Below are 26,283 nucleotides of genomic sequence, written 5' to 3'. Positions count from 1 at the left end.
AAAATCAGCCGTTGGCTTCGCGGATTTTATCGGCGGCGTCCTGGTCGAACTTGATACCGCTTTCGGTAAACAATGCGTCCAATTCGCCGGACAGGGTCATTTCGGTGATGATGTCACACCCGCCGACGAATTCGCCTTTGACGTAAAGCTGTGGCACGGTGGGCCAGTCGGAAAAATCCTTGATGCCCTGGCGCAACGCTTCGTCGGCCAGCACGTTCACATCGGCAAATTCGACTTCCATATAATTCAGCACACCTGCAACGCGGGACGAAAACCCGCATTGCGGCATCGACTTGGTGCCCTTCATGAACAAGACAACGTCATTGGCTGTGATGGTTTCTTTGATCTGGGTAACTGTGTCGGTCATTTCGATTTGTCCTTTGGTATAAAGCGTTTGGCGTATTCTTGCGGGTCGCGGGGGATGCGGTAACTGGTTTGATGTCCGCCCCCGCCACCGCCAGAGTGATAGGTTGTTTCGATCTCGTGATAGCCCGTGCCGGGTTTCGATCCGCGTTCGGTGCCGCGGGTGTGACGCAATGCCTGAAGGCCGCGCAGCACCGCCACGATCAGCACCAGAACGCTGAGAATGACCACAAGGACCGGGTCTACCATATCAGTCGGGTGCCTTGGTGGTCAGGGCCAGCGCGTGCAGATCGCCGCTGGGGCCATCCATCTTGCCCTTGAGCGCGGCATAGACGGCACGTTGCTGCTGCACGCGGTTTTTCCCGCGAAAGCTTTCGTCGATGACCATCGCAGCCATATGCACCCCGTCGTTGCCTTCGACTTCGATTTCGGCATTTGGAAAGGTTTTGCGCAGAAGGTCTTTGATTTCACTGGCTTGCATCGGCATTGGTGCGGCTCCGTTCGGTTATGATTGCCAAGATGTAGTAGTGCGGGCGGCGGCGTGCAAGTTATCTGATTGAGCGATGGGCCGTCGCGCAGTACATATGTGGAACTGCACCGCATCGCAAAACCGGAGACAGGCCAATGGATATCTTTGAAGACGCACCAGAACGCGCCTATGCATGGGCCCAGGCGGGCCGGGGTGCCGCGCTGGCCACGGTTGTTGAAACCTGGGGGTCTGCCCCGCGCCGTGTGGGCGCACAGCTGGCGATTTCCGGCGATGGCGAAATGCAGGGCTCGGTGTCGGGCGGTTGCGTCGAAGGGGCCGTGGTGATCGAGGCGCTTGAGGCGATCGAGGACGGCACATCGCGGCTGCTGGAATATGGCGTGAGCGATGGCGATGCCTTTGCCGTGGGGCTGGCCTGCGGCGGAAAAATCCGCGTGCTGGTCGAACCGATTGGCAATGACGGCATGCCGTTTGATGTTTTGTCCGATCTGGTCAAGGCACGCGCGGCGCGCCAGCCTGTCGGATACGAGGTGTCACTGTCAGGGGGCAGTGCGCGTCTGGTGCGCGACGGCTATGAAGCCCGTTTCCGCATGGATCGTTCCGGCGTCGCTGAAGACGGTGATACCTTTATTGCGATCCACAACCCGCCGCTGCGGCTGGTCATCGTGGGGGCGGTGCATATCGCGCAGGCCCTTGCCCCGATGGCGCAGATTGCAGGGTTTGACGTGGTGGTCATCGACCCGCGCGAGGCTTTCGGCTCGCAAGCCCGCTTCCCCGAGTCCCGCGTGATCAACGACTGGCCCGATGCCGCGTTGAAACAGGTCGGCGTCGATTCCCGCAGCGCCGTTGTGCTGCTGACCCATGACCCGAAACTGGATGATCCCGCCTTGCACATCGCGCTGCGGTCTGATGCGTTTTACATCGGTGCGCTCGGGTCCACACGCACCCATGCGTCGCGCGTCGACCGGCTGTCTGCGGCAGGGTTCAGCGCCGAGGATATCGCGCGGATTGCAGGGCCTGTGGGTCTTGATATCGGCGCATCCGGCCCGCCCGAGATCGCGGTGTCGATTTTGGCGCAGATGGTCCAGAGCCTGAGAAAACCGTGAAGTTCGGCGCAACCCCCACAACCGATGCCAAAGGTGCCTTCCTCGCCCATTCCGTGGCCCTGCCCAAGGGGCGGCTGCGCAAGGGTGTTCTGCTTGAGGATCACCACATTGCCGATCTGCTGGGCGCTGGCATCAACCGGATCACGGTGGCACGGCTGGCTGCCACGGATGTGGATGAAAACACCGCCGCCGCGCAACTGGCGCAGGCCTTGCTGTCCGATGCGCCCGATCTGGACGGGAATCTAGACCGGCATCTGGAGATGACCAACGCCTTTACCGGCCGGGTAAACCTGCTGGCCAAAGGGCCGGGGGTGGCTGTTCTGGATGTCCCCGCACTGGAGGCCGCGAACGCCGTGCATCCGATGATCACGCTCGCCACAGTGCCGCCGTTTCAGCAGATGGCGGATGGCGGCATGGTCGCCACGATCAAGATCATCTCCTACGGGGTCGATCAGGCCGACCTGACCCGCGCCTGCGCAGCGGCCCGCGGGGCCATCCGTCTGGCCCCCCCGAAGCTGCAAGATGCGACATTGATCATCACCGAGATAGAGGGCGGGGCAGGGGACAAGGGCCGCGAGGCCATCGCCAACCGGCTTGTCGCGCTGAATGTCGCGCTGAAGAATGTGGTGATGGTGCCCCATCAGACCGACGCGTTACGCGCGGCGATCACGGCGGCCGACACTGAGTTGGTGCTGATCCTGACCGGATCGGCGACCTCTGACATCGACGATGTGGCCCCGTCTGCCCTGCGTGCGGCAGGGGGTAAGGTTGCGCGGTTCGGGATGCCGGTTGATCCGGGCAATCTGCTGTTTCTGGGCAATCTGGGTGACCGGCAGGTGATCGGTTTGCCCGGCTGCGCACGATCTCCTGCCTTGAACGGGGCGGATTGGGTCTTGTCACGGATCGTCTGCGGCATTGCGGTCACGGACCGCGATATCGCGGGCATGGGCGTTGGTGGGTTGCTCAAGGAAATCGTGACGCGACCGCAACCGCGTCGCGGCTAAGTCTTACCGAAGACGTGCAAAATTGTGCATGTTTTCAAGCGTCGCGAAAATTTTGGTTCTCAACCGCGTGGGGGCGTGCTTAACTCGGTACAACGAGAACAAGAATACCTAAGGGAGGAACTCTATGACACAGGTCAAAATGACCGTGAACGGCAAAGCCGCGTCTGGCGACGTCGAAGGCCGGACCTTGCTGGCGTCGTTTCTGCGCGACAACCTGAAACTGACTGGCACCCATATCGGCTGTGATACCAGCCAATGCGGTGCCTGTGTGGTGCATGTGAACGGCGAAGCGGTCAAAGCCTGCACCATGCTGGCGGTTGAAGCCGACGGCGCTGACGTCAAGACGATCGAATCCATGGCAAACGCAGACGGATCGCTGAACACGATCCAGCAGGCGTTTCAGGATCACCACGGCTTGCAATGCGGTTTCTGTACGCCGGGTATGGTCATGTCTGCATCAGCCCTTTTGAAAGACAACCCAAAACCGACCGTCGCCGAAGTGCGCCATTATCTGGACGGCAACATCTGCCGCTGCACCGGCTACCACAATATCGTCAAAGCGATCATGGCCGCATCCGGTCAGGACGTCAGCGCATTGGCGGCTGAATAAACCGAATAAAAAGCGGCGCATCTGCACCTGCGAGGAGGCAGGGGCAGGCACATAAGCCGCATCAAAAAGGCGTATCCCTGTGGTTCTGGGTGGCGCCACACCAACAGAATAAACCTGCAAACGCGATGGTGCCCGACACAAAGTGGCACCCCATAGGGAGGATTTACTATGCCAAAGGATGGCGGAATTGGTGCCAGCAGCAAGCGGCGCGAAGACATCCGGTTTCTGACCGGAGAAGGTAACTATACGGACGATATCAACCTGCACGGTCAGGCCTATGTGTTCTTTCTGCGCTCGGATATCGCGCATGGGATCCTGAACTCGGTTGATACATCGGCGGCGGAAACCATGCCCGGCGTCGTCAAGATTTTCACCGGTGCGGATTTCGAAGCGGTGGGGTCGATCCCTTGTGGCTGGCAGATCACGGACAAGCATGGCGAAGTCATGCAAGAACCGCGCCACCCTGTTCTGGCCCATGGCAAGGTGCGCCATGTTGGTGAACCGATTGCCGCTGTTGTGGCTGAAAGCTTGGCCGAAGCACGCGATGCCGCCGAAGCAATCGTGCTCGACATCACCGATCTGCCCGCCGTCATCAACATGAAGGAAGCCGTCAAGGAAGGCGCGACCAAGGTCCATGACGATCTGACGTCGAACCTGTGTTACGACTGGGGTTTCGTCGAGGAAAACAAGGGTGCCGTTGATAAGGCGTTCGAAGAAGCCCACCACGTGACCACGCTGGAACTGGTTAACAACCGTCTGGTCGCGAACCCGATGGAGCCGCGCGTGGCCGTTGGCGACTATGCCCGTGGCACCGGCGATCACACGCTATATACCACCTCGCAAAACCCCCACGTCATCCGTTTGTTGATGGGTGCATTCGTGTTGGGCATCCCCGAACACAAACTGCGCGTTGTCGCCCCCGATGTGGGCGGCGGTTTTGGCACGAAAATCTTCCACTATCAGGAAGAAGCGTTCTGTACCTTCGCCGCCAAGGCCTGCAACCGTCCGGTCAAATGGACCTCCAGCCGGTCGGAAGCCTTCATGTTGGATGCCCATGGCCGCGACCACGTGACCAAGATCCAGATGGCGCTGGACAAGGACAACAACTTTACCGCTTTGCGCACAGATACTTACGCCAACATGGGTGCCTATCTGTCGACCTTCGCACCAAGCGTTCCCACATGGCTGCACGGCACCTTGATGGCGGGCAACTATAAAACGCCGCTGATCTATGTGAACGTAAAGGCCGTGTTCACCAACACCGTGCCTGTCGATGCGTACCGCGGCGCGGGCCGCCCCGAAGCAACCTATCAGTTGGAACGTCTGGTCGATAAATGCGCGCATGAACTGGGCGTCGATCCGATTGCCCTGCGCCGTCAGAACTTTATCACCGAATTCCCCTATGCCACGCCCGTGGCGGTGGAATATGATACCGGCGATTACGTGGCGACCATGGACAAGCTGGAAGAGATTTCCGACATGGCCGGTTTCGCCGCCCGCCGCAAAGCCTCCGAGGCCAAAGGCAAGCTGCGCGGTTTCGGCGTGAACTGCTATATCGAGGCCTGCGGCATCGCGCCGTCGAACCTTGTGGGGCAACTGGGTGCGCGCGCCGGTCTGTACGAATCCGCCACCGTGCGGGTGAATGCAACCGGTGGTCTGGTCGTCATGACCGGATCGCACAGCCACGGCCAGGGCCACGAGACCTCCTTTCCGCAGGTGATCGCGGAAATGATCGGCATCCCCGAGGATATGATCGAGATCGTGCATGGCGATACGGCCAATACGCCAATGGGGATGGGGACTTACGGGTCGCGTTCCCTTGCGGTGGGCGGTTCGGCCATGGTGCGGGCAACGGAAAAGATCATCGCCAAGGCGAAAAAGATCGCATCCCACCTGCTGGAAGCCTCCGAGGGTGATATCGAGCTGAAGGACGGTGCGTTCAGCGTCGCAGGCACGGATAAATCCGTGGCCTGGGGTGATGTGACTTTGGCGGCTTACGTGCCGCATAACTACCCGCTCGAAGACATCGAGCCGGGTCTGGAAGAGACGGCATTCTATGATCCGTCCAACTTTACCTATCCATCCGGTGCCTATGCCTGCGAAGTTGAGTTGGACCCTGAAACAGGTCATGTCACCATCGAGCGGTTCTCGGCGGCAGATGACTTTGGCAATATCGTCAATCCGATGATCGTGACGGGTCAGGTTCATGGCGGGTTGGCACAAGGCATCGGTCAGGCGTTGATGGAAAACTGTACCTATGACAGCGATGGCCAGCTGCTGAGCGCGTCCTATATGGATTACGCAATGCCGCGCGCCAGTGACCTGCCGTTCTATACGGTGGATCATTCCTGCCAGACGCCTTGCACGCACAACCCCTTGGGCGTGAAAGGCTGCGGCGAGGCAGGGGCGATCGGATCGCCACCAGCGGTGGTCAATGCGGTGCTGGATGCGATGCGGTCGGGGGGCAAGGATGTGGGGCACATCGACATGCCCGTGACGCCCGCGCGCGTATGGGCAGCGATGAACAGCTGATTTGAGAGGACGGGAGTGGGGGCCAGCCCCCACACCCCCGGAGTTTACTTGGCAAAATGAAGAGGGGAGTAAGGGCTATGGCGCGCTCTCTGATTGGAAGGACGGAAGATGTATAATTTCGACGTAGAAAAGCCGACCAGCATCGCGGATGCGGTCAAGGCCTTGGGGCGTGAAGAAGCGCAGCCGATGAGTGGCGGGCAGACCTTGATCCCGACGCTTAAGGCGCGTTTGGCGATGCCGTCGGTTCTGGTGTCGCTGAAAGGCATTGCAGAGATGCAGGGCATTTGCACCGATGATGCGGGGCGTATTTGCATTGGCGGGGGCACTGTGCATGCGGTTGTCGCCAAGGAAGCGGCCGCGCAATATCCCGCCCTTGCGGGGCTTGCGGCGCGGATTGGCGACCCTGCCGTTCGCAACCGTGGCACAATCGGCGGGTCGGTTGCCAATAATGATCCCTCTGCCTGCTATCCGGCGGCGGTTCTGGCCAGTGGTGCCACCATCGTCACCAATGCGCGTGAAATCGCTGCGGACGATTTTTTTGAGGGGATGTTTGCCACCGCTTTGGACGAGGGCGAGATCATCACCGAGGTGAAGTTCCCGATCCCTGAAAAGGCGCATTACGAGAAGTTCATCCAGCCCGCGTCGCGGTTTCCTTTGGTTGCGGTCTATGTTGCCAAGTTTGCGGATGGTGTGCGTGTGGCGGTTACCGGTGCATCGGAAAACGGGGTGTTCCGTTGGACCGAGGCGGAGGACGCTTTGTCTGGCAATTTTAGTGCCGATGCGGTTGCCGGTTTGAAGATCGACGGGTCAGGCATGATCGGTGATCTGCACGGGACCGGTGATTACCGCGCCCATTTGATTGGTGTCATGACCAAGCGGGCCGTGGCTGCGCTGGCCTGAACCTGCTGGTGATGTGATTTGGGAAAGCCGTCTTTGAGCGATCAAAGGCGGCTTTCCGCTGTCTTGCAAATATCCGCTGGAACCAAATGGCCGGACATGTGTTTTACAACAAGCGCTGCCCGAACGGCGTTCGAGTGTAATTCCGTAAGGATATGAAATGTTTAGACTTCTTAAATCAACGACCTCTTTGACGATGTGCGTGGCGCTCGCGTTGCCCACGGGCGGGTTTGCGCAATCAACGTCTGCTGCATGTGCGGCCGAAGGCAGCGAAGCCGTGTTCCCCTGTGTTCTGCCGGATGGCACCGAAGTGCTGGATGCGCAGCAGTTGAGCGATCAGCTGCAAGGCACCGTTTCTGGCGTTCTGGACACGACTGGCGCGGTAGAAACCCCCGCCGCAGAGGCTGAAGTATCGGCGCAAGCGCAGGCAGAGGCAGATGCACAAGCCGCCGCAGAGGCTCAGGCTGCTGCGGATGAACAGGCCGCCGCGGAGGCTCGGGCGGCTGCAGAAAAAGCGCAAGCGGATGCGGATGCTGCCGCGGCAGCAGCGCAGGAAGAAGCCATTGCGGCGCAGATCGCAGCCGATGCAGAGGCGAAGGCCGCTGCCGATCAGGCCGCTGTCGATCAGGCGGCGGCTCAGGAAGCGGCACCTGCTGCTGACCCTGCACCTGCAGCCGAGGCCGAAGTGACCACAGAGGCGCAGGCCGAGCCTGCACCTGAGGCACAAGCTGAAGTCGTGGTAACCCCAGAACCGGCGGCTGAGGCCGAAGCAACGCAAGCGCCTGCTGCTGAAGTGGCACCCGCCGCACAAGCCGAAGCAACACCGACCGAGGCTGCGCCAACCGAAGAGCAGATCGCAGCCGAACTGGCCGCGCAGCAAGCCGCCGAGGAAGCACGCCAGGAACAGCGCGCCGCTGAAGCTGCTGCTGCTGCCGAAGCTGCCGCCGCCGCAGACAGTGGTCAGGCCGAAGCGCAGGTAGAGACAGAAGAAGTCACTGCCGAGCAGACCCGCAGCTCTGACGAGGAGTTTTCAACCCAGGTGACAGGGCAGGCGGCAGCACAAGCTGCTCCGCAAGAAGACAAAGGCCTGAGCAAGTTTGAAAAGGCGCTTTTGCTGGGTCTCGGGGCTGTGGCCGTTGGCGCGGTGTTGAAAAACGGGTCCAAGGTTGTCAGCAATTCGGGTGACCGTCTGGTTGTCGAAGATGCCAATGGCGATCTGCGCGTGTTGAAAGACGACGATGCGCTGGTTCGTCAGGCCGGGGACGAAGTGCGCCGCGAGACGTTTAACGACGGGTCTGCCCGCACAACCGTGACCAAGCCCGATGGCAGCCAGGTCGTGACCATTCTGGGCCGTGACGGCACTGTCTTGCGCCGCATCAACATCGACCCGCAGGGCAATGAATATGTGCTGTTCGACGATACCCGCACCGAGCGTCGCATCGTGGTGAACGAACTGCCACAGGTCGAGCAAAGATACAGCCTTGCCAGCGAGCAGAACGAAGAAGCCTTGCGTTTGGCGCTGGAAACCCAGATGCGCGGCGAGCAAGCGCAGCGGTTCTCCTTGCGGCAGGTGCGTGACATCCAGCAGGTGCGCGCGCTGGCACCGGAAATCGAACTGGACGCCGTGCGCTTTGCCACCGGGTCAGCCGCGATCTTGCCAGAGCAAGCCAAAGCATTGGCCAAGATCGGGACCGCGATCAGCAACGCCATTCGCAATGATCCACGCACGGTGATTCTGGTCGAAGGGCACACCGATGCGGTGGGCAGCGAGAGCTATAACCTTGCCCTGTCCGACCGTCGTGCGGAAACCGTTGCCTTGGCACTGACCGAGTATTTCAACGTGCCGCCAGCGAACCTGATCACCCAAGGCTACGGTGAAAGCGCGCTGAAAGTGCGCACGCGGGACGCGGAACCTGCGAACCGTCGCGCGGTCGTGAGGAACATCACCAGCCTGCTTCAGCAGTAAGCGGCAGCTTAGAAACGAAAAATGCCCCCGCGAGAAATCGCGGGGGCATTTGCGTTTTGATACCAAAAATAGGGGTTACTTGCTGGGCAAGGGGCCGATCAGCATAACCATCTGGCGGCCTTCCATCTTTGGAAAGTTCTCGACGCGGCCGACTTCTTTGGTGTCTTCGGCAACACGTTCCAGCAATTCGCGACCCAGGTTCTGGTGGGCCATCTCACGACCGCGGAACCGCAGCGTGATCTTTACCTTGTCACCATTGTCCAGAAACTTGAACACGTTACGCATTTTGACCTGATAGTCATTGGTATCTGTGTTCGGTCTGAACTTGACCTCTTTGATCTCGATGATCTTTTGCTTTTTGCGGGCTTCCGCTTCGCGCTTTTGGGTCTCGTATTTGAATTTGCCGAAATCCATGATCTTGCACACGGGCGGATTGGCATTGGGAGAGATCTCGACCAAGTCCAAACCCGCTTCCTCGGCCATTTCCATGGCGCGACCGGGCGTGACAACCCCGACGTTTTCGCCGTCGGCACCAATCAGGCGGATTTCGTTAGAGCGGATATTTTCGTTAATGCGCGGGCCTGTGTCTCTTTGTGGCGGCGCGTTATGGGGTCTGCGAGCGATGATGAACGTCCTTTGATTGTTCCTAATTCTCGAAGTCAGAAGGTAAACGCGCCACCGTCCTTCTTCAAGCCGCAAAATGCGCTATAGTTGCGCAAAAATAGCCAATTACGCTTGCAACTAGGCATTCCAAGCCCCATTTGACGCGACAAGCACGCTTTTAGCGTGTGCGTGGAAAAAACCGCTATTTTTAAAGGGACACCAAACATCATGAAAAATCTAGTCTGGATCATCATTGCGGCCTTGATCGCAATCGGGGGGTACATGCTGTATTCCGGCCGTTCGGTTCAAGAAATCGCAACCGAAGCCGCCGACGCGGTCAACGCACCCGCCGCTTTGGAAAGCGCAACATCCGCCGTTGGCGAAGCTGTTGAAGCAACCGAAGGTGCCGTTGCCGAGGCAGTAGATGCCACAGCGCAAGCCGCTGATGCCGTAACAGAGGCCGCATCCGATGCCGCCACTGTGATCGCTGACACTGCAACAGCAGCAACCGAAGCCGCAGCCGAAGCGGCATCCGATGCCGCAACAGCCGTGACCGAGACTGCAACCGACGCGGCACAAGCCACTTCCGAGGCAGCCTCTGACGCGATGGCAACCACAGAAAACGCGGTCGACGCCGCTGCAACCGCAACCTCCGAGGCCGCAGCCGAGGCGACAACCGCAGCTGAAAACACTGCCGCTGACGCCGCAGAAGCAACAGCCGAGGCAGCCCAAGCTGTTGAGGCCGCAGCAGAAACTGCCGCTGTCAACGCCGAAGCCGCTGCCTCTGCCGAGGTGGCCGTTGCGACACCGGACGCGCTGACAACTGTCGCAGGTTTCGACCTTGACGAGGTTCAGGCGCTTGTTGATCAATCGTCCTTGTCAGAGTTGCACAAGACAATGCTCAAGCGTGGCCTGATTGCTGCCCAAGACGACCCCCAAGCATTGGAAGCGATCCTGGGTCGTATCCGCACTGCCTTGAACATGTGATCTGAACCGATCAGCTGAAAACAACAAAACCGCGCCTTCGCAAGAGGGCGCGGTTTTTTCTTCTCTGCAAAGAGGGGGGCTTTTAGCCGACAAAGGCCTTTTCCACCACGTAATGCTTGGGATCGGAATTGGCCCCTTCCTCAAGGCCGAACCCTTCGAGGACTTCCTTGATATCCTTGTTGAACCCCAGACTGCCGCACACCATGCCACGGTCGGTTTCGGCATTGATGCCGTCAATTCCAAGGTCCGCAAACACGGTGCCGTCTTGCAGCAAGGTCGTGATGCGGCCCATTTTGGGGCTCTGCTCGCGGGTGGTGGTGGGGTAATAGACGATCTTGGCCAGATTATCCTTGCCGATCAGCTCGTGCATCATCTCGTCGTTCTGGATTTCGTCGATCAGGCTGCGGCTGTACTCCAGTTCGGCCACATCGCGGGTGGTGTGGGTCACGATGACCTGATCAAAGTTTTCATAGGTTTCAGGTTCGCGCAGCAGCGATGCAAACGGCGCAAAGCCGGTGCCGGTGGCAAAGAGCCACAGGCGCTTGCCGGGCAACAGCGCGTCATGCACCAACGTGCCAACGGGCTTGGGGCGCAGGATGATCTCGTCACCGGGCTGGATGTGCTGCAATTTCGAGGTCAGCGGACCGTCTTGCACCTTGATCGAATAGAACTCCAGCTCTTCGTCCCAAGACGGGGAGGCGATGGAATAGGCGCGCAGCAACGGCTTTTGCTTGCCGGTCTTGGGGTCGGGATCGCCCATCAGCCCGATCATCACGAATTCACCCGACCGAAAGCGCAGTGACGCAGGGCGTGTCACGCGGAACGAGAACAGGCGGTCCGTCCAATGTTTGACGGAAGTAACGGTTTGGGCGTCTGGCAAGGTCGGAACGGGTTTTGCGTCAGTTTGGGTCAAGGCTGTCTGCTCGGTCATGATTTCATCGACAGGCATCTGGCCCGCCGTCCTTTGTATAGGGGCAAGTGGGGGGGAGGGAAAAGGCCGGTCTTAGCTGCGCAGCCGCGACTGATAGTCATGGTCGCGCCAATTGGCACGGGCCAGCCACTGATCCTGCGGCTGACGCGCGGCCAGATCATCGGGGATCTCGACCTCGTCAAATCCGGCGCGGCGCGCCATCGCATATTGATCGGCCAAGACATGACCACGGGCGCGCAGCCGTCCGGTATAGCCGCGCAACCGCAGGTTCCGCGCGATCGTAAAGCCGCGCCCGTCCGCCGAGCTGGGGAAATCGATCCGCACCATTTGCAAGCTTGAGCTGATCTGGATGTCTTCGGGACGGGCGTCGGACGGCACATCAAGCGAGGTCGCATCATTGGCGCATCCCAACGCGGTGAAACCGGCTGCCCAGTCGTCTGTGATAAAGCCGTGATCGGTTACCAGTTGTGTCATGTCTTTGCTCCTATCCGCACCATTTTACCGTCGACAAAATGGATGCCGCATTCTTCTTTTTCTGTGTTGCGCCAACGCCCTGCCCGGGGGTCTTCGCCCGGCTTTACCTTTGATGTGCAGGGCGCGCAGCCGATGCTGGGATAGCCTTGGGCGACCAGCGGGTGTCGCGGCAGGCGGTTTTCGTCAATGTAGTCGGACACGTCCGAGGCCTGCCAATGGGCCAGCGGGTTCACCTTGATCCGGGCCGGCGCGTTTGGCGGGGTTTCGACCTCGAAAAACGGCAGAGACGCGCGGGTGCCCGACTGGAACCGTTTGCGCCCCGTGATCCAGCCGTCATATTCCTTGAGGGCGGATTGCAAAGGCACCGTCTTGCGAAACGCACAGCAGGCATCCGTATCGCGCAGATGCAAGGTGCCGTCGGGGTCTTTCTCGGCGATATCGGCGGCCCGGATGGTCTGGATGTTGCGCAGGCCCAACCGTTCCGCCAGCTCTTGCTGGTAGACGAGGGTTTCTGCGAACAGCATCTCGGTGTCGATGAACACGACCGGCAAGTCGCGTTTCACCATGGCCGCCACATGCAGCAAGGCCACCGATTCCGCGCCAAAGCTGGAGACCAGAGCGAGCTTTGGCACGTTTTCAATCGCCGCGCGCAGCACGTCTGTGGCGCTGTGATGGCGCATGCTGTCGTTCAGCACACCAACTTTGGCGGTCAGCTGCGCGACGCGATCCGGCCCTTCGGGGAGGATTTTTTGTCCATTTGGAACAAGGGTGTCACGCGGCATTGGCACGGGCTTCCGGATAAAGGGCGGCCTTGAAAGGGGCCAACCCGAGACGGCGGTAGGTTTGCAGGAAGGTTTCCGCAGGGTCGCTGCGCAAATCCAAATAGCCGAGGACCAGACGTTCGATGGCGGGAATGATCTGGTCAGCCGAGAATCCGGGACCGGCGCGTTCGCCAAGGGTTGCGTCTTGGGTGCCGTCGCCACCAAGAGTGATCTGGTAGTTTTCGACGCCCGCACGGTCGAGGCCGAGGATGCCGATATGGCCCACGTGGTGGTGACCACAAGCATTGATGCAGCCCGAGATCTTGATCTTGAGCGGGCCGATTTCGTGTTCCAGCTTGAGTGCGTCAAAGCGGGTCGCGATTTCCTGGGCGATGGGGATCGAACGGGCTGTGGCCAGCGCGCAGTAATCCATGCCGGGGCAGGCGATGATATCGCTGATCAGGCCGATGTTGGCGGTGGCGAGTTTGGCGTCTTTCAGCGCGGCGTGCAGGGCCGGCAGATCATTGCGGTGTACATGGGGCAGGATCACGTTCTGCTCGTGGCTGATGCGCAGTTCGTCATGGCCGTATTGCGCGGCAAGATCGGCCATCACATGCATCTGGTGCGAGGAGGCATCGCCGGGGGTGGCACCATGGGCCTTGAGGCTGATCGACACGATGGCATAGCCCGGCGCGTGGTGGTCTGACAGGTTCGTATCGGCCCAGCTGCGGAAGACCGGATCGCTGTCATAGGCTTGGGTATAAGCGTCCAGTGGGGCGGTCTTGAAGGTCGGTTTGGCGAAATCCGCCTCGATCCGCGCAAGCATCTGCTGGTCGACGCCGGTAAACTGCGGGCGGATCAGCGCATAGCGTGCGTCGACGCGGGCGCGGATGTCGTCGATGCCATTTTCATGGACGGTGATCTTGATCCGGGCTTTGTATTTATTATCGCGGCGGCCCAGCAGGTTATAGACCGAAACCACGGCTTCGAGGGTGGGCAGCAGGTCTTCGGAGGCGACGAAATCATAGAGCACCTTGCCGATCATCGGGGTGCGGCCAAGGCCACCGCCGACGATCACCTGAAAGCCGAGCACGCCGTTCTGTTCGACGATCTGCAGCCCGATATCATGCGCTTTGATCACGGCACGGTCATGGGGCGCGCCTGACACGGCGACCTTGAATTTGCGCGGCAGGAACTGGAATTCGGGGTGATCGGTAGACCATTGGCGGATCAGTTCGGCCACGGGGCGCGGGTCCGCGACCTCGTCTGCGGCGGCACCGGCAAAGTGGTCCGCAGTCACGTTGCGGATGGTGTTGCCGGAGGTCTGGATCGCGTGCATGTTCACTTCGGCCAGCGCATCCAGCATGTCGGGCACATCGCGCAGTTGCGGCCAGTTGTACTGGATGTTCTGGCGCGTGGTGAAGTGGCCATAGCCCTTGTCCCATTTATCCGCGATATCGGCCAGCTTGCGCATCTGTGCGCCGTTCAGCGTGCCGTAGGGGATCGCCACGCGCAGCATATAGGCGTGCAGTTGCAGATAGAGACCGTTCATCAGGCGCAGCGGCTTGAATTCATCCTCGGTCAACGATCCGTCAATGCGGCGTTCAACCTGTGCGCGGAATTGCGCGTTGCGTTCGGCCAGAAAGGCATCGTCGAATTCGGTATAGCTGTACATTACAGGGCCTCCTGTTTGCCGTGGGCATAGTTTGACGGGCCTTTCGCGCGGAACGCTTCGCGGAAATGCACGGGCTTGGGGGCGGCGCTGGCATCGACATCGGCCAGATAGACGCCGACGACCAGACCGGTCTGCTGGCTGGCATCGATCATGCGCAGATCGGCATCGGCCTCGTCGGTCAGCAACTCGGCATGGGCCAGATCGCGGGTCCAGCCGGTGGCGGTTTGATAGATCACGTCGCCTTCAAGCAGGGCGTTTGCGGTGACAACTTTGGGGGTGAAGGGCTTGGCCATTATGCCATCTCCTCTTGCAGGATTTCCGTTGAGGCCAGTGCCGCCGCGCGCGGGGCAAGGCCGTAGAATGTGAGCGCGGGGCCGTTCATGTCCGCGTCTGTCAGATCGACGGGCAAGCGGCCCAGCGTGGTTTCCAGAATGCGTTGCTCGGGCCGCGAGGCGTTTTCGATGACGGTGACGGGCGTGGTGCGGTCGGCACCGTGCATGATCAGGCGACCCTGGATAAAGCGGGCGGATTTTTTGCCCATATAGATCGCAGCGACTTCGCCCGGGCGCGCCAAAGTGGCCCAGTCGTGATCGGCAAAGCCTTTCATGTCGTGGCCGGTCAGGAACCGGACGGATGCGTTGCGGTTGCGTTTGGTCAGGCTTTGCCCGATGGCGGCGACGGCAGCCGAGGCTGATGTGATACCGGGCACGATGTGCCAGCCGATGTTATGTGCATCAACTGCGTCGATTTCTTCGTCAAGACGGCCAAACACGGTGGCATCGCCGGATTTCAAACGCACAACTTGCGCGCCGTTTTGGGCATGTTCCACCAGCAGATCATTGATGGTTTCCTGCGATGTGGAGGGGCCAAAGCCCTCCTTGCCGACGTCGATCATCAGCGCCTCGCGGCGGGCGAGTTCGAGGATTTCGGGGCTGATCAGTCGGTCGTAGATAACGACATCGGCCTCGTCCAAGGCGCGGCGGGCTTTGAGCGTCAGCAATTCCGGATCACCGGGGCCACCGCCGACAAAGGCGATATGGCCGGGGCGGGCAGCACGGGTCAGGTGGTCGGCCAGCAGGGTATCAAGCGTTCCGGTCACAGCCGCTTCGCCATCAGCCACGGCACGGGGGCCCGCATTAAAGTAATAGTCGCGCCAGAAGTCGCGGCGGGGGCGGCCAAAGGGCAGGGCATCTGCCATCTTGCGAAACCCTTTGCCGATGCGCGCCAGCGTGCCCAGCGTCGCAGGAAGGCGTTCCTCAAGATCGGCCTTGATCGCGCGGGCCAGCACAGGGGCCGCCCCTTCGGTGCCGATGGCGATGGTGACGGGGTCACGGTCAACAATGGCGGGGGTGATAAAGGCGCTGTCGTGCAGGTTGTCGACGATGTTCACCAACGCGCCCTCGGCCCGCGCGATGGCGGCGGTGCGGGCGTCTTCTATCGCGTCTTCGTCGGCGGCATAGAACAGTTTCGCGCACAGAACATCGCCAAGGCGCAGCGCGCGTTTGTGCAACGTGATGCGGCCAGCCTCTGCCCATTGCACCAACTCGGGCGCAGGGTCGGCGGCATAAACGCTGATCTTGGCCTGGGACTTCATCAACAGGCGCAGCTTGGCCAGCGCGGCCTCGCCGCCGCCTGACAACACAATGCGTTGCCCCTTGGTCGATAGGAAGATTGGGAAATGATCCATGGTACTGTCCTTGCGCTTGGCTTGCGGTATATATAGGAAATAATTCCGATATGGCGCTAGATGTCTGGACACATAAGAACATACGTTCTATTTCATCAGCCAATCAGAACAGAAGACCACAAACCAAAGGATAGGCAGAATGGACGTTCGTATAGACGAGGTAGATCGGAAGATTTTGGCGCAGCTTCAACGGGATGCGAGCCAGTCTTTGGACGATATTGCCCGTGAAGTCGGGTCTTCCAAGACGCCTGTCTGGAACCGGATTCGCAAATTACGCGAGGCAGGTGTGATCGGGCAGCACACTGTCGTGCTGGATGCGGAGGCCTTGGGCTTTGAGGCGTGTTTCTTTGTCCTGATCCGCACATCAGAGCATGAAGCCGACTGGCAGGCGAAATTCCTCAAGGCGCTGCAAGACCGCCCCGAGGTGCAGGAAGCACACCGTCTGGCGGGCGATATCGACTATATCCTCAAGGTGCGGGTCAAAAACGCGCGGGCCTATGACGCGTTTTATCAGGCGCTGATTTCAGAGGTGCGGGTGCATAACGTCACAGCGCTTTTGTCGATGGAGCAGATTAAGTCCACGACGATGCTGCCGCTGTAACGCGCGGCTAAATTTCTACCATCAAACGTTCAAGTTTGTGGAAATGATAGCTGTCTGCATAGCGCGGCGGTTCGGTCAGGCGCAACTGTGGCGCGTGGTCGAACAACGCGCGCAGGCCAATCTGCATTTCAAGCCGTGCCAGCGGGGCACCGACGCAGAAATGCAGGCCCCCGCCAAAGGCCGCATGGGGCTTCACGGGCCGCGCGGGATCAAAGCGGTCAGGGTCGGGATAGACCGCAGGATCACGCCCCGCAGCCCCCAGCACCAACGCGATTTTCTTGCCTTTTTCCAAGGGGATGCCGCCTAGGTCGATGTCTTCGTAGGCAAAGCGTTCGAACACATGCAGCGGCGGGTCATAGCGCAGGATTTCTTCGGTCGTGGCGGCGATGGTATCGGTCTGAAACGCCGCCAGCGGCGTTTGATGGGTCAGCGCGCAGGCGACCCCGTTGCCAAGCGCATGGACGGTCGCCTCGTGGCCCGCATTCAGCAGCAAGATGCAGGTGCCGATCAGCGCGTCGGTGCTGAGCTTTTCGCCTGCTTCCTCGGCGGCGATCAACTGGGTGATCAGATCATCGCGCGGGTCGTGACGGCGCTGGTCGACATAGCCGCGCAGGAAATCGCTGAAATCTGCGGCGGCCTGATTGGCGGCGTCTTCGACAGCGCGGGTGCGGCCGACCTGATAGATCGCGACCATCGCATTGGACCAGCGCAAAAGATCGGGCCACATGGCTTCGGGTACGCCCAACAGCCGCGCGATGATGCGCACGGGCAGTTGCGTGCAAAAGGCGGGGATCAGATCAAACGGCCCTTGGGGCAGATCGGCCAGCAATTGCGCGGCGACCGCTTCGATTTCGGGGGCCAGTCCGGCAATCCGGCGCGAGGTAAAGGCGCGCAGCACAAGGCCGCGTAAACGGGTGTGTGTGGGGGGCTCAAGCTCCAGCATCGAATGCTGGTCGACCGCGTGAAAATCGGCCAGATGCGCAGGGACGGGTTGGCGTTGATCGGCAGGAATTTCACGCCCCAACCGTCTGTCGCGCAGCAACGCCTGAACCGTGGCGGCATCAAAAGCGGCCAGCATGTTATAGTCTTCCCAATACACCACCGGGCCTTCGCTGCGGGCGCGGGCATAGGCGGCATAGGGATTTTGCACGAAATCAGGGTCTTGCGGGGATTGGCGAAAGGTTTTCATGATCCGCAGGAATACTGCGCCCTCTGGTCTTTGCAAGCGTGTCTGTGCCAAATTACCAAGATGAACACCGGATTTGGTCGCCGCTTTGCGACATGGCTGATATTTTTGACAATTGTTGCGGCCCTGTCTGCGGGGGTCTGGCGCTATGCCTATTGGCAAGGGCTGGACCAGCTCAGCGCACGGGGGCGGGCCGATTTGTCGCTCGCCAGTGACCGTCTGGTCGGGCAATTGCAACGCTATCGCGATCTGGCGGTGTTTCTGGCAGATCACCCTCAGGTCAACGATGTTTTGGCCGATAAACTGCCCGGCGCTGCACGTGATTTCCTGCAGGATGTGGCGGATAAATCGGCAGCACTTGATGTGCGTGTGGTCGATGCCAACGGGCGGGTTATGGCATCCCCGCAAAGCCCCCCCGGAGAGGTCTTGCGCGACCAGCCCTTTGTGCGCCGTGCATTGCGCGGGGCGCTTGGCTGGGGGCATGGGCCCAGTCTGCCGCTGACCGATCGCGCTTATTTTCATGCGGCACCGGTGTTTGACGATGCGGGTCTGGTCAAAGGCGCGGTGGTGGTAACGACCGACCTGAACGGCATCGACTATGACTGGCGCGGCAGTAATCCGGCTGCGTTTTTCACCGATGAGGATGGCGTCGTGCAGATCGCGAACCGGTCGGAAATGCTGTTTTGGCAGCGCCCCGCGGGCAAACCGGGCCTGATCCCCCCTGACGGTTCCGTTCCGGCGTTCGAGGCCGGGTGGATCAAGGGCCATGAAATCTGGAAAATGGGGTGGGGGCCGTATCTCCCGGATGAAGCGCTGCATCTGACCATGCCCTTGCCGGTTGTGGGTTTCATTGGCGAGGTGTTGCTTGATGTGGCCCCGGCGCGGCGCTTGGCGGCGTCGCAGGCAGCCGCAGTGGCTGCTTTGTGTCTGGCCTTCGGGGCGTTGTTGTTTCTGGCCACCGAACGCCGCCGCGCCCTGTCGCAGGCAAATGCACGGCTGGAACGGCGGGTCGCCAAACGCACCGCTGCGTTGAACGCCAGCAACACCGAATTGCGCCGCGAGGCGGCAGAGCGCGAAGAGGCGCAGGCGGCGCTCAAGCGGGCGCAGGCCGATCTGGTGCAGGCGGGCAAGCTGTCGGCTTTGGGGCAGATGTCGGCGGGGATCAGCCACGAGCTGAACCAGCCGTTGATGGCGATCCGGTCATTTGCGGAAAACGCAGGTCAGTTTATGGCCCGTGACAAGCCCGAGCGCGTGGCCGAAAACCTGTCGCGGATTTCGCAGATGGCCGAGCGTATGGCGCGGATCATCCAGAACCTGCGGGCCTTTGCGCGACAAGAAAGCGTGCCCCAAACCCAAGTGGACGTGACGCGGGTCATTGCCAGTGCGATTGAGCTGACCGAAACCTATCTGGCCAAGGCGGATGTGTCGCTTGAATATCGCGCGCCTGAAAATCCGGTGTGGGTGCGCGGCGGCGAGGTACGGCTTGGTCAGGTGTTTGTGAACCTGATAACCAACGCGGCAGACGCCATGACGGGGGCACAGACCCGCAAATTGACGATCCGGATCGAGCTGGACGACGCCGTGTCGGTGCAGTTTCGCGACACCGGTCCGGGCATAGAGATGCCGGACAAGATGTTCGACCCGTTCTATACCACTAAATCTGTTGGCGGCAGCAGCGGCATGGGGCTTGGCCTGTCGATCAGCTATGGCATCGTGCAAAGCTTTGGCGGGCAAATTCGCGGCAGGAACCTTGACGAAGGCGGGGCAATGTTTTCTGTGCGGCTTGAACGTGCAGACATGATCGAGGATGCGGCATGAGCAGAACCGTTTTGCTGGTTGATGATGATTCCCATGTCCGCGAGGCCTTGGCGCAGACGCTGGAACTGGCCGATATCGACGTCATCGTGGCGGGGTCTTTTGTCGCGGCAAAAGACCGGATTACCGCTTCGTTTGACGGCATTATCCTGTCAGACATGCGGATGCCGGGGCGCGACGGGTTTCATTTGCTCGATTACGCGCAGGATAAAGACCCCGATCTGCCGGTGATCTTGCTGACCGGCGAAGGTGACATTCCCATGGCCGTGCGCGCGATGGAGGCGGGGGCCTTTGATTTTCTGGAAAAACCCTGTGCGCCCGTCGCCCTGCTGGCGGTGATCGAGCGGGCGTTGAAAACCCGGATGCTGGTGTTGGAAAACCGGCGTCTGCTGCAAATGGTCGAAAGCGGCGATCCGGCAGCGCGGCTGATCTTTGGCAGCTCGACCCTTGCGGAAACCTTGCGGGGCAAGGTGCGCCGTGCCGCCGCCACCGATGCCGAGGTGCTGGTGATCGGCCCCTATGGATCGGGCATTTCCAAGATCGCCGAGGTCATTCACCTGTCTTCCGCGCGCTCAAAAGCCCCGTTTGTCAAACGTGCAGGGGGCGGGCTGGCCCCTGCCGATCTGACCGATGCGCTTGCCACAGCGGCGGGTGGCAGTCTGTTTCTGGACGAGGTGACACAATTGCCCGCGCAGACCCAGTTGACCCTGATCGAAGCGCTGGAAGGCGGGACCGAGATGCGGCTGATCGCGGGCAGCACCCATGATTTGTCCGCGTTGGTCGGCGAGGGACGGTTTCACGCCGATCTGTACTACCGGCTTGAGGTGATGCCGGTGCGGATACCGTCACTGGCAGAGCGGCCCGAGGATATTCCGATCCTGTTCCGGCGCTATGTGGATCAGGCGGCGGAACAATCCGGCCTTGCCGTCCCGCCGATCTCGCCTCAGGTGATTGCGGATCTGATGGCGCAGGACTGGCCGGGCAATGCGCGCGCCCTGATGTCGGCGGCGATGCGGTTTGTCATGGGGGTGGCCGAGGATACGGCACCGGATGCGGAACTGGGACTGGCCGAACAGATGGCGCAGGTCGAACAGTCGCTGCTGCGGGCCGCGCTCAAGCGGGCGGGGGGGCAGGCCAGTGCCGCGGCCCTGACGCTGAAACTGCCGCGCAAGACATTCTATGACAAGCTGACACGCTACGGGATTCGCGCCGAGGATTACCGCACCTGAGTTTGTGCGGTTTTCCGCACAACCGCCAAAAGCACCGTGCGGCTTTTCGCACATCGCCAGATCGCCATTCTGCCGGCCAATCGGCGAAAATCCGCTAAGCGGCGAAAAACATTGCGCTTTCCTGGTTGAAAATCTGGCCGCCTCGACAGGCTTGTACGGGTCGCGGTTTGGCGTTCTACTCTTTCCATCGCAGTCGGTCACCCGATTGCCGAGACCCTAAAATCAGTTCTCTGGGAGGAGACACCACATGAAATTCCTGACAACAGCCGCAGTTGCGCTGACCCTTTCCGTGAGCGCAGGTGCCGTATCTGCCGCATGTGACGACGGCGAAATCCTGATCAAGTTCAGCCACGTGACAAACACCGACAAGCACCCAAAAGGCATCGCTGCCACCCTGCTTGCCGAGCGCGTAAACACAGAGATGAACGGCAAAGCCTGCATGGAAGTGTTCCCGAACTCGACATTGTACAACGATGATCAGGTTCTCGAAGCCATGCTGCAAGGCGATGTTCAACTGGCCGCACCTTCGCTGTCCAAATTCGAACAGTTCACCAAGCAATTCCGCATCTTCGACCTTCCGTTCATGTTCAAGAACATCGAAGCGGTGGACGAGTTCCAGAACTCCGAAACAGGTCAGGCGATGAAAGCCTCGATGGAGCGTCGCGGTCTGTCCGGTCTGCAATTCTGGCACAACGGCATGAAGCAGATGTCTGCCAACAAGCCACTGAACACACCATCCGATGCAAACGGTCTGAAATTCCGCGTTCAGGCATCTGACGTGATCAAGGCACAGATGGAAGCGATCGGCGTTTCCCCGCAGCCAATGGCGTTCTCCGAAGTATATGGCGCGCTGCAAACCGGCGTTGTGGACGGTCAGGAAAACACCTGGTCCAACATCTACGGCCAGAAGTTCTTTGAAGTTCAGGACGGTATCACCGAAACCAACCACGGTATCATCGACTATATGGTCGTGACATCGACCGATTGGTGGAACGGCCTGCCAGACGACGTGCGCACACAGCTTGCCACAATTCTGGAAGAAGTCACCGTAGCGCGTAACGCGGCCGTGGGCGAAGTCGACAGCAACGCACGCCAGGCGGTTCTGGATGCCGGTTCGACCATCATCGAGCTGGACGCAGATGCACGCCAGGTCTGGGTTGATGCGATGATGCCGGTTTGGTCCGAGTTCCAGGCAGATGTTGGCCAGGAAAACATCGACGCTGCCCAAGCGATCAACGCAAAACACTAAACGTTTAAATGAATGTCCCGCCTGTAATGGGCGGGGCATTTTTTCATCTGGCCGCCAGGGCACCCTGCACACCTGCCAGCTTTCTGCATTTCAGCGGAGTTTTTCATGTCATCTGGATATCAACCCACATCGGCCTTGGGCCGGATCGTGCACGAGTTCGAGGAAACGGCGATTGCCGTGATCTTGGGCCTGATGACGATCATCACCTTCATCAACGTCGTCTTGCGCTACGGTTTCAACACCGGCCTGATCTGGGGCCTCGAAGCGGTGACCTTTCTATTCGCCTGGCTGGTTCTTTTCGGAATGAGCTATGCGGTGAAAGTCACAGGCCATCTGGGTGTCGACGCCGTTATCAACCTGTTCTCATCCCCTGTACGCCGCGTGCTGGCCTTGATCGCTTCGGTCGTCTGCATCTTCTACGCGATGCTGTTGCTGAAAGGCGCATGGGATTACTGGGCACCGTTTGCGGGGCTTGATGCCACATCGGGCCGCTGGTTCCCCACCGGGTTTGAAAACAGCCGCGATCAGGCGTGGTATTCGACCGTCGATATGCCGATGCCCGACTGGCTGCGCTTTATCGAGGCGTCGATGAACCAGGGCGAAGCCTATGAAAAACTGCCGCGTTTTATCCCCTATGCGATGCTGCCCTTGGGCATGGCGTTGCTGCTGTTCCGTTTTATTCAGGCGGGCGTGCGGATTTTCACCGGAGTCTCAACCAGCCTGATCGTCAGCCACGAGGCCGAGGACGATATCGAGGCCGTCAAACATATGAACGCGGGAGATTAACCGGATGGAAGTCCTCATTCTATTTCTGATGATTGTCGGCTTGATGCTGCTGGGTTTGCCCATCGCTGTCAGCCTCGGCTTTTCATCCATCATATTCCTGCTGGTGCTGTCGGATTCGTCGCTGGCGTCGATTGCGCAGACCTTCTTTCAGGCGATGGCGGGGCACTATACCCTGCTGGCGATCCCGTTCTTCGTGCTGGCCTCGTCCTTCATGTCGACCGGGGGGGTGGCGAAACGGATCATCCGGTTCTCCATCGCGCTGGTCGGGCATTTCCCGGGCGGTCTGGCGATTGCGGGTGTTTTCGCCTGTATGATGTTTGCGGCCCTGTCCGGGTCGTCGCCCGCCACCGTGGTTGCCATCGGGTCCATCGTGATCGCAGGTATGCGTGAAACCGGCTATACCAAGGAATTCGCGGCAGGCGTGATCGCCAACGCGGGCACCTTGGGCATCCTGATCCCACCCTCCATCGTGATGGTTGTCTATGCATCGGCCACAGATGTATCCGTGGGCCGTATGTTCCTGGCGGGTGTGATCCCCGGCTTGATGGCTGGCTTCATGCTGATGCTGACGATCTACATCATGGCGCGGGTCAAGAAACTGCCACAGGGTGAATGGCGCGGCTGGGGCGAAGTCTTTGCCTCGGGGCGTGAAGCGGGCTGGGGCCTGATGCTGATCGTGATCATTCTGGGCGGCATCTATGGCGGTATCTTTACCCCCACCGAAGCCGCCGCTGTGGCCGCTGTCTATGCGTTCTTTATCGCCTGTTTCGTCTATCGCGACATGGGGCCGTTGCACACCAAAGGCGAGGGCAGCAATACGTCACTGCTGCGCAAACCGCTGGCGCTGGTCACTGTGTTCTTTCACCGCGATGTTCGCGATACCCTGTTCGAGGCCGGCAAACTGACCGTCACGCTGATGTTCATAATCGCCAACGCGCTGATCCTGAAACATGTTCTGACCGACGAACAAATCCCGCAGCAGATCTCGGCCGCGATGCTGAGCGCGGGCTTTGGACCGATCATGTTCCTGATCATCGTCAACGTGATCTTGTTGATCGGCGGCCAGTTCATGGAGCCGTCGGGCCTGTTGATCATCGTTGCACCGCTGGTGTTCCCCATCGCGATGGAGCTGGGCATCGACCCGATCCATCTGGGCATCATCATGGTTGTGAACATGGAAATCGGGATGATTACCCCCCCCGTTGGTCTGAACCTCTTCGTGACCTCGGGCGTGGCGAACATGCCGATGATGAATGTGGTCAAGGCAGCACTGCCCTTTACCGCCGTCCTGTTCGTGTTCCTGATCATGATCACCTACATCCCGATCATTTCGACCTGGTTGCCGACGTTGATGATGGGGCCAGAGGTTCTGGTCCGCTAGCAAGCAGCGGATTGAAAACAGAAAAAGGGCGGCATGTCAGATCGACGTGCCGCCCTTTTGCGTCTGTGGTGCCGTGAGTTTATTTAGCAAAATGAAATCAGGCCCGGGAGAGGGCCTTGATGATCGGGGCGAAATCAGCGGCCTTGAGGCTGGCACCGCCAACAAGGGCCCCATCGACATTTTCAGCGGTAAAGATTTCGGCGGCATTGTCGGGTTTGACCGAGCCGCCATAGAGCAGGCGGATCGCATCACCGGTTTGCTGGCCAAATCGGCCGGTCAGGCGGGCGCGGATGAAATCATGCACCTCGATGATTTGATCGAGAGTCGGGGTCTTGCCCGTGCCGATGGCCCAGATGGGTTCATAGGCGATCACGGTATTTTCGCCCGTGGCATGATCGGGCAGGGAGCCTGCCAATTGGCCAGCGATAACATCGAGGGTCTTGTCCGCCGCGCGGTCTTCGCCGCTTTCGCCGATGCAAATAATGGCGGTCAGCCCTGCGCCCCATGCCGCGCCCGCCTTGGCGGCGACATCGGCGTCTGTTTCAGCGTGCAGATCGCGGCGTTCCGAATGGCCAAGGATCACGTAAGTCGCCCCGGTATCCGCCACCATCCCTGCCGAAATATCACCGGTAAAGGCTCCGGCGGGTTGCGCGTGGCAATCTTGGGCACCAATCGCGATGGCAGTGCCGCGCAGTTTGTCACAGGCGGGATAAAGCAGGGGGGCAGGCGGGCAAATCAGGGTTTCGGCATCGGCCGGGGTCACCTGCCGGGCCAGTTCAACCAGTTCGGACAGCGCGGCAGCCGTGCCATTCATCTTCCAGTTTCCGGCGGCAAGTTTACGACGCATGACGATATCCCTTTTGTTCTTTTACAACGGGATAGCAGCGGGGCCGGAACGGGGCAACGACTAGGGTGTCTGTGACAGCGCTAACACTGCATCAGTTGCAGGGCGATCAGCCGAATTTGATTGATTCACCGCAGCCGCAGGCTTCGGTCACGTTGGGGTTGCGGAATTTGAAGCCGGATTCCAGCAGCGAGGTTTCGTAATCAATCTCGGTGCCAAAAAGGAACATCTGCGCCATCGGGGCGATCAGCACCCGCGCGCCGTCCTGTTCGACGACCTCGTCATTGGCGTCGGGTTCGTTGACGTATTCCATGGTGTATTCCATGCCCGCGCAGCCGCCCTTTTTGATGCCAATGCGCAGCCCTGCATGGCCTGCCTGCGTCATCAGCTTGCTGATTTGCGTGGCGGCTTTCGGGGTGATTGTGACAGCTTGCTTACCGGGGATCGCGAACATCATTGATACTCCTGTTACGGCAAAGATAGGGGGTTGTGGGCGCATTCTCAAGCGGTAGCGGTGAAATTGACCAAAGCCGCGCTGCATTTCGGAGGCGCGGGTGAGAGGCGGCGTGGCGGGAGGCCGCTGCAATTGCCTCAAACCGCCTGCAATTGTGGTCCGCAGGTCGGGTGCCCTGGAATTGAAAACATCCGGGAGCTGTGTTGCTGCCGGATGTTGACATCATGCGATGGTGCTGTGAGGGGCCTGCAAAGCGGATCTTACATGAACCCAAGCTCGAGACGGGCTTCGTCAGACATCATGTCCATGCCCCATGGTGGCTCCCAGACCAGTTCGACATCGACGGTTTTGACGCCGGGCAGGGGTTCGACCGCATCGGCAACCCAACCTGGCATTTCACCGGCAACAGGGCAGCCCGGCGCTGTCAACGACATCTTGATGTTCACTTCGCTTTCGGGATTTATATCAATGGTATAAATCAATCCCAGCTCGTAAATATTGACCGGAATCTCAGGGTCATAGACCGTGCGGCAGGCCTCGACGATCTGCTCGTACAGCGGATGGTCGGTGGTAGAGGGCGCAATCAACGGTGCCCCTTCAAGGGGTTGGGTGCTGTCGGTCATCGGGGGCCTCGCTTCTATTTCTGACACTTTAT

27 protein-coding genes are annotated in these 26,283 nt (G+C 60.0%); 13 read left to right on the top strand and 14 right to left on the bottom strand.

The window, feature by feature from the left end:
- Positions 1–4: 4 nt before the first annotated feature.
- From grxD to HGT1_RS11625, 3 genes are read right to left on the bottom strand one after another with little or no spacing between them, the layout of a single operon-like run.
- The gene (grxD, locus tag HGT1_RS11635; RefSeq protein ID WP_176250102.1) at positions 5–367 is read right to left on the bottom strand and encodes a Grx4 family monothiol glutaredoxin; all 363 of its coding nucleotides are present in this window, start codon (positions 365–367) and stop codon (positions 5–7) included.
- Entirely contained in the window at positions 364–612 is a 249-nt protein-coding gene (locus HGT1_RS11630; RefSeq protein ID WP_176250101.1) for a hypothetical protein, read from the bottom strand. The genes grxD and HGT1_RS11630 overlap by 4 nt, the downstream gene beginning before the upstream one ends.
- A gap of 1 nt (position 613) precedes the next feature.
- Entirely contained in the window at positions 614–850 is a 237-nt protein-coding gene (locus tag HGT1_RS11625) for a BolA family protein (protein WP_176250100.1), read from the bottom strand.
- A gap of 137 nt (positions 851–987) precedes the next feature.
- On the opposite strand from HGT1_RS11625, the gene HGT1_RS11620 reads away from it, so the two are divergent.
- From HGT1_RS11620 to HGT1_RS11595, 6 genes are all read left to right on the top strand, one after another.
- Positions 988–1,956 carry an XdhC family protein gene (locus tag HGT1_RS11620; protein ID WP_176250099.1) on the top strand — a complete coding sequence of 323 codons (969 nt, stop codon included), beginning with the start codon at positions 988–990 and terminating at the stop codon, positions 1,954–1,956.
- Positions 1,953–2,960, top strand: coding sequence for a molybdopterin-binding protein (locus HGT1_RS11615; protein WP_176250098.1), 1,008 nt, complete (start codon positions 1,953–1,955; stop codon positions 2,958–2,960). The genes HGT1_RS11620 and HGT1_RS11615 overlap by 4 nt, the downstream gene beginning before the upstream one ends.
- Before the next feature lie 124 nt (positions 2,961–3,084).
- Positions 3,085–3,570 (top strand): (2Fe-2S)-binding protein, encoded by a 486-nt coding sequence (locus HGT1_RS11610; RefSeq protein WP_176250097.1) that lies wholly within the window; start codon positions 3,085–3,087, stop codon positions 3,568–3,570.
- Between the two features lie 168 nt (positions 3,571–3,738).
- Positions 3,739–6,102 (top strand): xanthine dehydrogenase family protein molybdopterin-binding subunit, encoded by a 2,364-nt coding sequence (locus HGT1_RS11605; RefSeq protein ID WP_176250096.1) that lies wholly within the window; start codon positions 3,739–3,741, stop codon positions 6,100–6,102.
- 108 nt (positions 6,103–6,210) lie between these two features.
- Positions 6,211–7,002 carry a xanthine dehydrogenase family protein subunit M gene (locus HGT1_RS11600; protein ID WP_176250095.1) on the top strand — a complete coding sequence of 264 codons (792 nt, stop codon included), beginning with the start codon at positions 6,211–6,213 and terminating at the stop codon, positions 7,000–7,002.
- Between the two features lie 157 nt (positions 7,003–7,159).
- The gene (locus tag HGT1_RS11595) at positions 7,160–8,965 is read left to right on the top strand and encodes an OmpA family protein (RefSeq protein WP_176250094.1); all 1,806 of its coding nucleotides are present in this window, start codon (positions 7,160–7,162) and stop codon (positions 8,963–8,965) included.
- 75 nt (positions 8,966–9,040) lie between these two features.
- On the opposite strand, the gene infC is transcribed toward HGT1_RS11595, so the two are convergent.
- Positions 9,041–9,589 (bottom strand): translation initiation factor IF-3, encoded by a 549-nt coding sequence (gene infC, locus HGT1_RS11590; RefSeq protein WP_217902984.1) that lies wholly within the window; start codon positions 9,587–9,589, stop codon positions 9,041–9,043.
- A 207-nt stretch (positions 9,590–9,796) separates the two neighbouring features.
- Here infC and HGT1_RS11585 point away from each other — a divergent pair, with 207 nt between their 5' ends.
- Positions 9,797–10,555: a hypothetical protein gene (locus tag HGT1_RS11585; RefSeq protein WP_176250093.1), complete on the top strand. Its 759-nt coding sequence runs from the start codon at positions 9,797–9,799 to the stop codon at positions 10,553–10,555.
- Positions 10,556–10,637: 82 nt separating this feature from the next.
- Here HGT1_RS11585 and HGT1_RS11580 read toward each other — a convergent pair whose 3' ends face one another.
- The 6 genes from HGT1_RS11580 to cysG all read right to left on the bottom strand — a co-directional run bounded on the left by HGT1_RS11580 (position 10,638) and on the right by cysG (position 16,083).
- Positions 10,638–11,486 carry a ferredoxin--NADP reductase gene (locus tag HGT1_RS11580; RefSeq protein ID WP_176250229.1) on the bottom strand — a complete coding sequence of 283 codons (849 nt, stop codon included), beginning with the start codon at positions 11,484–11,486 and terminating at the stop codon, positions 10,638–10,640.
- Between the two features lie 72 nt (positions 11,487–11,558).
- Complete coding sequence (locus HGT1_RS11575) at positions 11,559–11,960, bottom strand: DUF934 domain-containing protein (RefSeq protein ID WP_176250092.1); 402 nt, start codon at positions 11,958–11,960, stop codon at positions 11,559–11,561.
- On the bottom strand, positions 11,957–12,742 hold the full coding sequence (locus tag HGT1_RS11570) for a phosphoadenylyl-sulfate reductase (protein WP_176250091.1): 786 nt from the start codon (positions 12,740–12,742) through the stop codon (positions 11,957–11,959). Before HGT1_RS11570 ends, HGT1_RS11575 begins: the two co-directional genes overlap by 4 nt.
- Positions 12,732–14,396 carry a nitrite/sulfite reductase gene (locus tag HGT1_RS11565; protein WP_176250090.1) on the bottom strand — a complete coding sequence of 555 codons (1,665 nt, stop codon included), beginning with the start codon at positions 14,394–14,396 and terminating at the stop codon, positions 12,732–12,734. The genes HGT1_RS11570 and HGT1_RS11565 overlap by 11 nt, the downstream gene beginning before the upstream one ends.
- On the bottom strand, positions 14,396–14,689 hold the full coding sequence (locus tag HGT1_RS11560) for a DUF2849 domain-containing protein (RefSeq protein WP_176250089.1): 294 nt from the start codon (positions 14,687–14,689) through the stop codon (positions 14,396–14,398). Before HGT1_RS11560 ends, HGT1_RS11565 begins: the two co-directional genes overlap by 1 nt.
- Complete coding sequence (cysG, locus tag HGT1_RS11555; protein WP_176250088.1) at positions 14,689–16,083, bottom strand: siroheme synthase CysG; 1,395 nt, start codon at positions 16,081–16,083, stop codon at positions 14,689–14,691. The genes HGT1_RS11560 and cysG overlap by 1 nt, the downstream gene beginning before the upstream one ends.
- A gap of 139 nt (positions 16,084–16,222) precedes the next feature.
- On the opposite strand from cysG, the gene HGT1_RS11550 reads away from it, so the two are divergent.
- On the top strand, positions 16,223–16,684 hold the full coding sequence (locus tag HGT1_RS11550; RefSeq protein WP_176250087.1) for an Lrp/AsnC family transcriptional regulator: 462 nt from the start codon (positions 16,223–16,225) through the stop codon (positions 16,682–16,684).
- 7 nt (positions 16,685–16,691) lie between these two features.
- On the opposite strand, the gene HGT1_RS11545 is transcribed toward HGT1_RS11550, so the two are convergent.
- Entirely contained in the window at positions 16,692–17,873 is a 1,182-nt protein-coding gene (locus HGT1_RS11545; RefSeq protein WP_176250086.1) for a cytochrome P450, read from the bottom strand.
- Positions 17,874–17,933: 60 nt separating this feature from the next.
- Here HGT1_RS11545 and HGT1_RS11540 point away from each other — a divergent pair, with 60 nt between their 5' ends.
- From HGT1_RS11540 to HGT1_RS11520, 5 genes are all read left to right on the top strand, one after another.
- On the top strand, positions 17,934–19,688 hold the full coding sequence (locus tag HGT1_RS11540) for an ATP-binding protein (protein WP_176250085.1): 1,755 nt from the start codon (positions 17,934–17,936) through the stop codon (positions 19,686–19,688).
- Positions 19,685–20,914 carry a sigma-54 dependent transcriptional regulator gene (locus tag HGT1_RS11535; RefSeq protein WP_176250084.1) on the top strand — a complete coding sequence of 410 codons (1,230 nt, stop codon included), beginning with the start codon at positions 19,685–19,687 and terminating at the stop codon, positions 20,912–20,914. The genes HGT1_RS11540 and HGT1_RS11535 overlap by 4 nt, the downstream gene beginning before the upstream one ends.
- A gap of 247 nt (positions 20,915–21,161) precedes the next feature.
- The gene (locus HGT1_RS11530; RefSeq protein WP_176250083.1) at positions 21,162–22,163 is read left to right on the top strand and encodes a DctP family TRAP transporter solute-binding subunit; all 1,002 of its coding nucleotides are present in this window, start codon (positions 21,162–21,164) and stop codon (positions 22,161–22,163) included.
- A 105-nt stretch (positions 22,164–22,268) separates the two neighbouring features.
- A complete protein-coding gene (locus HGT1_RS11525; RefSeq protein WP_176250082.1) occupies positions 22,269–22,949 on the top strand; it encodes a TRAP transporter small permease in 681 nt (226 codons plus the stop codon).
- Positions 22,950–22,953: 4 nt separating this feature from the next.
- Positions 22,954–24,330 (top strand): TRAP transporter large permease, encoded by a 1,377-nt coding sequence (locus tag HGT1_RS11520; protein ID WP_176250081.1) that lies wholly within the window; start codon positions 22,954–22,956, stop codon positions 24,328–24,330.
- 97 nt (positions 24,331–24,427) lie between these two features.
- Here the strand turns inward: HGT1_RS11520 and tpiA are convergent, their stop codons facing one another.
- From tpiA to HGT1_RS11505, 3 genes are all read right to left on the bottom strand, one after another.
- The gene (gene tpiA / locus HGT1_RS11515) at positions 24,428–25,177 is read right to left on the bottom strand and encodes a triose-phosphate isomerase (protein ID WP_176250080.1); all 750 of its coding nucleotides are present in this window, start codon (positions 25,175–25,177) and stop codon (positions 24,428–24,430) included.
- Between the two features lie 106 nt (positions 25,178–25,283).
- Positions 25,284–25,628, bottom strand: coding sequence for an iron-sulfur cluster assembly accessory protein (locus tag HGT1_RS11510; protein ID WP_176250228.1), 345 nt, complete (start codon positions 25,626–25,628; stop codon positions 25,284–25,286).
- A gap of 260 nt (positions 25,629–25,888) precedes the next feature.
- Complete coding sequence (locus HGT1_RS11505) at positions 25,889–26,251, bottom strand: SUF system Fe-S cluster assembly protein (protein WP_176250079.1); 363 nt, start codon at positions 26,249–26,251, stop codon at positions 25,889–25,891.
- Positions 26,252–26,283 lie beyond the last annotated feature (32 nt).

This window comes from Sulfitobacter sp. HGT1 (genome assembly GCF_013282155.1).
In the GTDB taxonomy this organism is placed as follows: Bacteria; Pseudomonadota; Alphaproteobacteria; order Rhodobacterales; family Rhodobacteraceae; genus Sulfitobacter.
Note: the sequence above shows the minus strand (reverse complement) of the source record. Positions and strands in the feature narration are given on the sequence as shown.

Excerpts from the sequence above, each read along its gene's own strand:
- HGT1_RS11540 (WP_176250085.1), top strand. The coding sequence starts at position 17,934 with ATGAACACCGGATTTGGTCGCCGCTTTGCGACATGGCTGATATTTTTG.
- HGT1_RS11570 (WP_176250091.1), bottom strand. The coding sequence starts at position 12,742 with ATGCCGCGTGACACCCTTGTTCCAAATGGACAAAAAATCCTCCCCGAA.
- tpiA (WP_176250080.1), bottom strand. The coding sequence starts at position 25,177 with ATGCGTCGTAAACTTGCCGCCGGAAACTGGAAGATGAATGGCACGGCT.
- HGT1_RS11520 (WP_176250081.1), top strand. The coding sequence starts at position 22,954 with ATGGAAGTCCTCATTCTATTTCTGATGATTGTCGGCTTGATGCTGCTG.
- HGT1_RS11545 (WP_176250086.1), bottom strand. The coding sequence starts at position 17,873 with ATGAAAACCTTTCGCCAATCCCCGCAAGACCCTGATTTCGTGCAAAAT.
- HGT1_RS11605 (WP_176250096.1), top strand. The coding sequence starts at position 3,739 with ATGCCAAAGGATGGCGGAATTGGTGCCAGCAGCAAGCGGCGCGAAGAC.
- HGT1_RS11525 (WP_176250082.1), top strand. The coding sequence starts at position 22,269 with ATGTCATCTGGATATCAACCCACATCGGCCTTGGGCCGGATCGTGCAC.
- HGT1_RS11630 (WP_176250101.1), bottom strand. The coding sequence starts at position 612 with ATGGTAGACCCGGTCCTTGTGGTCATTCTCAGCGTTCTGGTGCTGATC.
- HGT1_RS11505 (WP_176250079.1), bottom strand. The coding sequence starts at position 26,251 with ATGACCGACAGCACCCAACCCCTTGAAGGGGCACCGTTGATTGCGCCC.
- HGT1_RS11580 (WP_176250229.1), bottom strand. The coding sequence starts at position 11,486 with ATGACCGAGCAGACAGCCTTGACCCAAACTGACGCAAAACCCGTTCCG.
- HGT1_RS11550 (WP_176250087.1), top strand. The coding sequence starts at position 16,223 with ATGGACGTTCGTATAGACGAGGTAGATCGGAAGATTTTGGCGCAGCTT.
- grxD (WP_176250102.1), bottom strand. The coding sequence starts at position 367 with ATGACCGACACAGTTACCCAGATCAAAGAAACCATCACAGCCAATGAC.
- HGT1_RS11535 (WP_176250084.1), top strand. The coding sequence starts at position 19,685 with ATGAGCAGAACCGTTTTGCTGGTTGATGATGATTCCCATGTCCGCGAG.
- HGT1_RS11585 (WP_176250093.1), top strand. The coding sequence starts at position 9,797 with ATGAAAAATCTAGTCTGGATCATCATTGCGGCCTTGATCGCAATCGGG.
- HGT1_RS11530 (WP_176250083.1), top strand. The coding sequence starts at position 21,162 with ATGAAATTCCTGACAACAGCCGCAGTTGCGCTGACCCTTTCCGTGAGC.
- HGT1_RS11620 (WP_176250099.1), top strand. The coding sequence starts at position 988 with ATGGATATCTTTGAAGACGCACCAGAACGCGCCTATGCATGGGCCCAG.
- HGT1_RS11625 (WP_176250100.1), bottom strand. The coding sequence starts at position 850 with ATGCCGATGCAAGCCAGTGAAATCAAAGACCTTCTGCGCAAAACCTTT.
- HGT1_RS11610 (WP_176250097.1), top strand. The coding sequence starts at position 3,085 with ATGACACAGGTCAAAATGACCGTGAACGGCAAAGCCGCGTCTGGCGAC.
- HGT1_RS11575 (WP_176250092.1), bottom strand. The coding sequence starts at position 11,960 with ATGACACAACTGGTAACCGATCACGGCTTTATCACAGACGACTGGGCA.
- HGT1_RS11595 (WP_176250094.1), top strand. The coding sequence starts at position 7,160 with ATGTTTAGACTTCTTAAATCAACGACCTCTTTGACGATGTGCGTGGCG.
- cysG (WP_176250088.1), bottom strand. The coding sequence starts at position 16,083 with ATGGATCATTTCCCAATCTTCCTATCGACCAAGGGGCAACGCATTGTG.
- HGT1_RS11560 (WP_176250089.1), bottom strand. The coding sequence starts at position 14,689 with ATGGCCAAGCCCTTCACCCCCAAAGTTGTCACCGCAAACGCCCTGCTT.
- HGT1_RS11600 (WP_176250095.1), top strand. The coding sequence starts at position 6,211 with ATGTATAATTTCGACGTAGAAAAGCCGACCAGCATCGCGGATGCGGTC.
- HGT1_RS11565 (WP_176250090.1), bottom strand. The coding sequence starts at position 14,396 with ATGTACAGCTATACCGAATTCGACGATGCCTTTCTGGCCGAACGCAAC.
- HGT1_RS11510 (WP_176250228.1), bottom strand. The coding sequence starts at position 25,628 with ATGTTCGCGATCCCCGGTAAGCAAGCTGTCACAATCACCCCGAAAGCC.